This is a genomic window from Comamonas sp. B-9 (assembly GCF_000410635.1).
Taxonomy (GTDB): Bacteria; Pseudomonadota; Gammaproteobacteria; order Burkholderiales; family Burkholderiaceae_C; genus Comamonas.
The window spans coordinates 41655-48698 of sequence record NZ_APCR01000304.1 but is presented as its reverse complement, the minus strand read 5'-3'; the positions used below and the strand labels follow the sequence as shown (position 1 = coordinate 48698).

Genomic DNA, 7044 nt, shown 5'->3' with positions numbered 1-7044 from the left:
CCCAGGGGCCACAGCGGCGCCTTGCGGGGCTCCCATTGGGGGGCAAAACTCGCCTGCAGGTTGTCGCGCTTGGGCGGCACGCCCGGCACCTTGCGCACCTCAAAGCCGCACTGGGCCAGGTCGCGGCGCAGTTGGGCGGCGATGGTCCAGGTCGCCAACTGGGTGCCGCGCCGGGCGCAGCGTGCCACGGCCTTCAAGCTGTGCAGGCTCCACATATCGGGGTTGCGCGCGGGGCTGAAGCCGTCCAGGTAGATGCTGTCTGCCACCAGCTCTTGCTGGCGCAGCATGGCCTGGCTGTCACCAATCAGCAGGCTGAGCAGCACCCGGCCACCGGCCAGGCGCAGGCGGTGGACGCCCGGCAGCAGCCCCCACCACTGGGCGGCGAGTTCTTCGGCCAGCGGCAGCAGATGGGGAAACTTGCGCGCCTGCGCCAAGAGGTCAGCCGCCGCAATGGGAAAGGCCTCGGTCGAGACAAAGTGCAGCAGCGCGGGGCGGGCCGGGTCTTGCTGCCAGGCATGCCAGGTGACCAGAAAATTGAGCCCAAAGCCAAAGCCGGTCTCCAGAATGCGCCATTGCGGCTGGCCGGCCCAGGCCTGGGGCAGGCCGCAGCCGGCCAGAAACACCTGCTCGGCCTGGGCCAGTGCATGGGCGGCTTCGCTGTGGTAACGGTCAGCAAAGCGGGGGCTGTAGGGCGTGCCGTCGGCCATCCATTGCACGGTCTCAGTCATGGCTTGCAAAGATCATTTCTCAAAGAAGGGGGATTGTAGGGAGTTCAGTCCCAGCGCGCGGCGCAGCATTCCCTGGATGGCGGTTTTGTGACAATTTGTTGTCAAACCCGTACTATCATGGCCCCATGCCTGATCGACCGTCTGCCCGTTCTCTAGTCTCTCACTGCCTGTGGCTGGCGCTGGCCTGGACCCTGCCTGGCCATGCCCAACCACCCGCCCAAGCCCAGCCCGCCGTCTATGCCGCTGCGCAGGCAGAGCAAACGCCCATGCTGGCGACCTTGAAAAATCTGGTGCATATCGAATCGGGTAGCCGCGATTATGGCGGTGTCAGCTATATCGCCCAGGTGGCCGCCGAGCGGCTCAAAGCACTGGGCGGCGAGGTGCAGATCATTCCGGCCAGCGATGTGGTGCGGCTGGAAGATACGCCCGAGCAGGTCGGCCCCATGGTGCAGGCCGTCTTCAAGGGCCGGGGGCAGTCGCGCATCATGATGATTGCGCACATGGACACCGTCTACCAGCGCGGCGATGTGGACAAGCAGCCGTTCCGCATTGAGGGTGACCGTGTCTACGGCCTGGGTGTCGAGGACGAAAAGCAGGGCGTGGCGCTGGTGCTGCACAGCATCGCGATGCTGCAAAAGCTGGGCTATGACAGCTTTGGCGAGATCACCGTGCTGTTCAACAGCGATGAGGAGATCAGCTCGCCGGGCTCGCGCCGGCTGATCAGCGCACTGGCGCGCGACCAGGATGCCATTTTCTCGTTCGAGAGCGGCGGCCTGCAGGGCACCCTGCACCTGGCCACCAGTGGCATTGGTGCGATGTTCCTGGATGTGCAGGGCAAATCCTCGCATGCCGGTGCCAAGCCCGAAGCAGGGGTGAATGCGCTCTATGAGCTGTCGCACCAGCTGCTGCAGATGCGAGACCTGTCGCAACCCGACAATGGCCTGAAGCTGAACTGGACCATCGCACAGGCAGGCACCACCCGCAATGTGGTGCCGCCGCATGCGCAGGCCCAGGCCGATGCGCGGGCGCTGCGGGCCCAGGATTTTCAGGCGCTGCAGGATGCGGTGCAGGAAAAAATCAAGAACCGCCTGCTGTCTGACAGCAAGGTGACGGCCAGCTTTGAGCTGCGCCGCCCGCCGATGCAGGCCAGCGATGCGGCACGCCGCATTGCCGCGCAGGCCAAGGCCATCTACCAGGATGAGCTGGGCATACCGCTGCATGTGAACGATGTGGCGCTGGGCGGCGGCACCGATGCCGCTTTTGCCGCCCTCAACACCCGGGGTGGGGTGGTCGAGGGCATGGGCGTGTGCGGCTATGGCGCGCATGACATGTATGGCGAATACATCCTGCTGGACTGCATTGCGCCGCGCCTGTACCTGGTGGCGCGCATGGTGATGGCACTGTCGGAGCCGGCGACCGCGCACTGATCGCCGGCCGCCGGAGCAGGGCTGAGGCTCAGCCCTTTTTCTGCAGCATCTTGATGACGCTGGAGAAGTCCTCCGCGCCATGGCCGGCAATGCTGTGCGCCGCATACAGCTGGCGCGCCATGCCACCCAGCGGGGTGCTGGCCTTCACCGTCATCGCGCTTTCCTGCGCCAGGCCCAGGTCCTTGAGCATCAGGTCGGTGCCAAAGCCGCCGGTGTAGCCGCGCGTGGCGGCGCTGGCCTCCTGCACGCCGGGGAAGGGGTTGTAGACCTCCAGCGCCCAGTTGCCGCCCGAGCTGCGGCGCATGATTTCGCTGAGCACCTTGGGATCCAGGCCATTGGCAACACCCAGTGCAATAGCCTCGCTGGTGCCCACCATCAAAATACCCAGCAGCATGTTGTTGCAGATCTTGGCGGTCTGGCCCGCACCGACATCGCCGGCGTGGAAGATGTTCTTGCCCATTTTCTCGAGCAGCGGACGGGCACGCTCCAGGTCGGCTGCGCTGCCGCCGACCATAAAGGTCAGCGTGCCGGCAATCGCGCCGCCGGTGCCGCCCGAGACCGGCGCATCGATAAAGCCAATGCCCAGCGCCTGCGCGGCCTTGGCCACTTTCTGGCTGGTTGCTGCCGCGATGGTGGAGCTGTCAATGATCAGCGCGCCCTTGGCGATGCCTTGCAGCAGCCCCGCCTGGCTGCCGTTGCCCAGAAACAGGCCTTCGACATGCTGGCTGGCGGGCAGCATGCTGACCACCACCTCCGCGCCATCGACGGCCTCCTGGGCGCTGGTCGCGGCGCTGCCGCCTTCTGCCACCACCTTGGCCACCGCTTCGCGGCTCAGGTCAAAAGCGCGGACCTGGTGGCCGGCTTTGGCCAGGTTGATGGCCATGGGCGCGCCCATATTGCCCAGGCCGATGAATGCGATAGTTGCCATGTTTGTCTCCTAGAAGTGTTATTGCACAGGGTTGTTAATGGACATGGATAAGGAAAGACAGCGTCAGCGTTCAAAGATCGCTGTCAAACACGCTGTGGCGTTTGCGGGCGGCGGGCGTTGGGTTCGCATCGCCAGCCGCTTTGGCGGTTTTTGCTTTTTTCAGCGGCTTGGCAGAGGGATTGGAATTAGCCGACTTGGGTTTTTTCTTCGGTGTGGCCTTGGCACGCGGGTTAAAGGCTAGCGCCGCATCGATCCAGTGCTGCCAGGCCTCACGCGTGGCATAGGCGGCGGGCCCCACCAGAAAATAGCCGTCCATCAAGCCTTTGGACGACAGCGGCCGCACTCCCGGCAGTTCTGCCACCTGGGCATGGGTTTCAGGCGCAATGCGTACCAGCAGCTCGTCGTTCTCCACGCCCAGGCACATCTTGCCGTCCACCATGAACACATGGCAGCCGAACATGGTTTTCTCTTCGACCGAGACGCCCACGGCTTGCTCGGCCAGTGCCAGGCGCACGGCATCGATAAGGCGCAGGGTTTCGGGGTCCAAAGGACGGCGGGGCATGGTGGGGGGGTGATGGGGCAGAAGGGGTAGGGAGGCGCCTGCTCAGCGGATGGCCTCGGGCGCATCCCCATCGAGCATGCGCCGGGCGATGATGACCCGCATGATCTCGTTGGTGCCTTCCAGAATCTGGTGCACCCGGGCGTCGCGCATCAGGCGCTCGAGCGGGTACTCGCGAATATAGCCGTAGCCGCCGTGCAATTGCAGCGCATCGTTGCAGACATTGAAGCCGGCGTCCGTCGCAAAGCGCTTGGCCATCGCGCAGTAGGTGGAGGCATCGCGCGCGCCGGCATCGAGCTTGCTTGCGGCCAGGCGCACCATCTGGCGCGCGGCGACCAGCTCGGTGGCCATGTCGGCCAGCTTGAACTGCAGCGCCTGAAAACTGGCAATCGGCTTGCCGAACTGCTTGCGTTCCTGCATATAGCTTTGCGCCTGGTTGAGGGCGCCCTGGGCCGCGCCCACCGAGCAGGTGGCGATATTGATGCGGCCGCCGTCGAGCCCCTTCATCGCAATCTTGAAGCCTTCGCCCTCGCGGCCCAGCAGGTGATGGGCGGGGATGCGCACATTGTCAAAGCTGATCACGCGCGTGGGCTGGCTGTTCCAGCCCATTTTTTCTTCCTTCTTGCCGTAGCTGATGCCTTCCAGGTGCGCGGGCACGGCAAAGGCGCTGATGCCCGAGGCGCCCGATTGCGCATCGCCCGTGCGGGCCATCAGCACCAGCATGTCGGTGGCGCCGGCCCCGCTGATAAAGGCCTTGCTGCCATTGATGATGTAGTCATGACCCACCAGCTCGGCCCGGGTCTTGAGCGAGGCGGCGTCGGACCCGGCACCGGGCTCGGTCAGGCAGTAGCTGGCGAGCTTCTGGCCGCTGGCGAGCAAGGGCCCCCACTCCTCGCGCACCGCGTCGCTCGCCCAGGTGCCCAGCATCCAGGTCGCCATATTGTGGATCGTGATGAAGGCGGTGGTGGAGGGGTCTACGGCGGCCAGCTCCTCGAACACCAGGGTGGCGTCGAGCCGGGGCAGCGCCAGGCCGCCAGCATTTTCGGGGGCATACAGGCCGCAAAAGCCCAGCTCGCCCGCCTTGGCAATCGCTTCGCGGGGAAAGATGGCCTCGGCATCCCAGTGCGCGGCATGCGGGGCGAGTTCCGCCTGGGCAAAGGCGCGTGCAGTGTCGGCAAAGGCGCGCTGGTCTTCTGATAGCTCGAAATCCATGGGCTGGTCTCCTGTCTCTTATCGTGCTGCGCCGGGCATGGAAGCCTGGGCAGCAGCGTTTTGTGGTGAACGCGGCTGGCTATGGTTTTTGCAGCAGCTAGTGCGGCGGGCCTTCATGCAGCCAGACCATCAACTCCTTCTTGCGCTTGCCGATTTCGGCCACCAGGCATTCGTGGTAGCGGCGCGGCCAGTCGGGCTGGGCCTCGTGCGCGGCCTGCTGCTTCTTGCAGGTGGCAGCACGCTGGCGTATCCAGTCGTTCTGGTCACGGCGCAAGGCCGGGCGCTCGTGCGCCGAGAGAATGCGCATCACATCGGCATACAGGATGTTGTTGTCGGTATCGGCTTGCTGGAAGGCCTGCACGGCGCAGGCATTGGTTTGCTCGGTATTGCCGCCGCTCACACAGGCCGCGCCGGCCTGGGCCAGCACGGTCTGCGGGGCGAGGGCAGCCGAGGCTGCAAAAAACAGAGCCAGCAGCGCTGGGCGGGATGCAAGGAAATGAGGCATAGCCCAGATCATCGCCGCAAAACTGCAGCGGTCCGGCAAAGGCCCGCTGCAGTGTTTGCCAAGGCCGCTTATTTCAGGCTGATGGTGGTGTTCACGCCATGGGCGATGGTGCTGTCGTCAAACCAGCGGGCGGTCACCGTCTTGGTCTGCGTGTAGAACATGACGACCTGCTTGCCGTAGGGGCCCAGGTCGCCGAGCTTGGAGGCGCGGCTGCCGGTGAACGAGAACAGCGGCACGGGCACAGGAATCGGCACATTGATGCCGATCTGGCCGACATCGATCTCTTCCTGGAACTTGCGCGCAGCTGCGCCGCTTTGCGTGAAGATGGCGGTGCCGTTGCCATTGGGATTGGCGTTGATGAAGGCAATGGCTTCATCGATATCGGCCGCCTCGGCAATGCAGAGCACCGGGCCAAAGATTTCCTGGTCATAGATGGCCATGCCGGGCTTGACGCCAGAGAAGACCGTTGGGCCGACAAAGTTGCCCTTTTCAAAGCCGGCGACGGCAGGCTTGCGGCCATCGAGCTCCAGCTTGGCGCCATCGGCAATGCCGCGCTCGATCAGGCTCTCCACCCGCGACAGCGCCTGGCAGGACACGACCGGGCCCACATCGGTACCGGACTCGGTACCGGCAGACACCTTCAGGGTCTTGGCCTTTTCGACCAGCTCGGGGATCCACTTCTGCGCGTCGCCCACCAGCACCACCACCGACAAGGCCATGCAGCGCTGGCCAGCAGCGCCAAAGGCGGCACCAGCGAGCGCGTTGAGCGACTGCTCCTTGTTGCAGTCAGGCAGCACGATGGCGTGGTTCTTCGCGCCCATCATGCATTGCACGCGCTTGCCGTTGAGCGATGCGCGGTTGTAGACATGGGTGCCGACCTTGGTCGAGCCGACAAAGCTGATGGCCTTGATATCGGGGTGGTCGCAGATCGCGTTGACCGCGTCTTCGCCGCCGTGGATCACGTTGAGCACACCTGGGGGCACGCCCGCTTCCAGGGCCAGCTCGCACAGGCGCATGGTCACCATCGGATCTTGCTCGGAGGGCTTGAGCACAAAGGTGTTGCCGGTGGCAATCGCCATCGGGAACATCCACAGTGGGATCATCGCCGGGAAGTTGAAGGGGGTGATGCCGGCGCACACGCCCAGCGGCTGGTTCAGGGTATAGGTGTCGACGCCATTGGCCACATTGTTGGCCAGCTCACCCAGTTGCAGCGAGCCGATGTTGGCGGCATGCTCCACCACTTCCAGGCCACGGAAGACATCGCCTTCGGCATCGGGCAGGGTCTTGCCTTGCTCGGCCGTCAGGATCGCGGCCAGCTCTTTCATGTTCTCGCGGATCAGCTGCTGGAGCTTGAGGAAGATGCGGGCGCGCGCGCCGATCGGCGTCTTCTTCCAGGTTTTGAACGCTTCCTTGGCATTGGCCACCGCGGCGTTGATCTCTTCGGGCGTGGCAAAAGGCACGCGGGCGAGCACCTGCTGCGTGGCAGGGTTGACCACATCACGCCATTGCGTGGTTTTGGATTCGACCAGCTGGCCGTTGATCAGCAGCTTGACGGTCGGCGCCAAGGTGCTGGTGGATTGCGGTGCGTTCATGTTTTGTCTCCTGGGAATCTAGAGTAGAGAGAGGCGGCAGGTTGCCGCTGGGCAACGCACCGTTATGCACATGGTAGATGTGCGCATTCGCCC

At 64.6% G+C, this 7044-nt stretch carries 7 protein-coding genes; 1 reads left to right on the top strand and 6 read right to left on the bottom strand.

Annotated elements, in window-relative coordinates:
- A partial coding sequence (gene mnmD / locus H928_RS0102670; protein ID WP_021025114.1) for a tRNA (5-methylaminomethyl-2-thiouridine)(34)-methyltransferase MnmD occupies positions 1-728 on the bottom strand: 728 nt, incomplete at its 3' end.
- Between the two features lie 125 nt (positions 729-853).
- Here mnmD and H928_RS0102665 point away from each other — a divergent pair.
- Positions 854-2155 (top strand): glutamate carboxypeptidase, encoded by a 1302-nt coding sequence (locus H928_RS0102665; protein ID WP_021025113.1) that lies wholly within the window; start codon positions 854-856, stop codon positions 2153-2155.
- 28 nt (positions 2156-2183) lie between these two features.
- Here H928_RS0102665 and mmsB read toward each other — a convergent pair whose 3' ends face one another.
- From mmsB to H928_RS0102640, 5 genes are all read right to left on the bottom strand, one after another.
- Positions 2184-3083 carry a 3-hydroxyisobutyrate dehydrogenase gene (gene mmsB / locus H928_RS0102660; protein WP_021025112.1) on the bottom strand — a complete coding sequence of 300 codons (900 nt, stop codon included), beginning with the start codon at positions 3081-3083 and terminating at the stop codon, positions 2184-2186.
- Positions 3084-3153: 70 nt separating this feature from the next.
- Positions 3154-3645: a TfoX/Sxy family protein gene (locus tag H928_RS0102655; protein WP_021025111.1), complete on the bottom strand. Its 492-nt coding sequence runs from the start codon at positions 3643-3645 to the stop codon at positions 3154-3156.
- A 42-nt stretch (positions 3646-3687) separates the two neighbouring features.
- Positions 3688-4854 carry an acyl-CoA dehydrogenase family protein gene (locus tag H928_RS0102650; protein ID WP_021025110.1) on the bottom strand — a complete coding sequence of 389 codons (1167 nt, stop codon included), beginning with the start codon at positions 4852-4854 and terminating at the stop codon, positions 3688-3690.
- Positions 4855-4951: 97 nt separating this feature from the next.
- Positions 4952-5359 carry a lysozyme inhibitor LprI family protein gene (locus tag H928_RS0102645; protein WP_052329682.1) on the bottom strand — a complete coding sequence of 136 codons (408 nt, stop codon included), beginning with the start codon at positions 5357-5359 and terminating at the stop codon, positions 4952-4954.
- Between the two features lie 68 nt (positions 5360-5427).
- Positions 5428-6951, bottom strand: coding sequence for a CoA-acylating methylmalonate-semialdehyde dehydrogenase (locus tag H928_RS0102640; protein WP_021025108.1), 1524 nt, complete (start codon positions 6949-6951; stop codon positions 5428-5430).
- Positions 6952-7044: the final 93 nt, after the last annotated feature.